Below are 773 nucleotides of genomic sequence, written 5' to 3' on the forward strand. Positions count from 1 at the left end.
CCATTGATGAGGCTTACCCATATTCACGTTAAAGCCATCGATATCTGAGAGGGCTCCAAGCATGAGGCGTTGATAAAGGAGTTGTGCTTGTGGTTCAAAGACCAATCCTTTAGCATCGGTTTCTAGTTTATGTCCGATGGTCGCTGATGCACTTACAGTATGAGAACCATCCAATTTTGCAGTGTTCCCAATGAGGGCTGTGGTGATATTTCCTTTGAAAGCTCCGTAGGAGAACAGTGCATTAACATAGATGCCATCGTTATGCTGGATGTTTCCATATGCAGCAAGTGACCATTTATCGAGTGTACTCTTATCAGCACCTTCCATGCCCTTTGGAGTGAAAGAGAGTTGTCCGTATGTCCCCAAAAGACCAAAATGTGTGGTGCTATTTTGACCTTCTAATGCTGCTAATGTCATGCCTGCTTGTATTGCAGTATAGTGAACATCAGCACCATAGCCATAGTGTAGAGGACTACGGTTAGAAGACAATGTGATCTTGTGGCCATAGGAGGATAAGAAGATCCCACTCTTTTTGTTATCTTCTTTTTTATCCTTTGCTTCAAAGAGTGTTGTCCGCATATTCTCTAACAGTATATTCTGATTATTCAGCTCAGCCAATCCAGCGGAAAATAAAGCGTTAGGCATGACCAAATAACTGGCTACTTGTGGTACAAGAGCTCGAATCTTCCCTTCATCGTCAAGGGTAGCACTTTGTAAACGGAAATCCCAAAAATTCTTATTTTCTCCTCCGAGACTTTGCTCAGCATTCGCTT

General features: G+C 42.7%; 1 protein-coding gene. It reads right to left on the bottom strand.

Features of this window, described 5'->3' with window-relative positions; genetic code table 11:
* A partial coding sequence (locus ACFINZ_RS10550; RefSeq protein ID WP_375701489.1) for an autotransporter domain-containing protein occupies positions 1 to 773 on the bottom strand: 773 nt, incomplete at both ends.

This window comes from Bartonella sp. AA81SXKL, assembly GCF_042196945.1.
Classification (GTDB): domain Bacteria; phylum Pseudomonadota; class Alphaproteobacteria; order Rhizobiales; family Rhizobiaceae; genus Bartonella.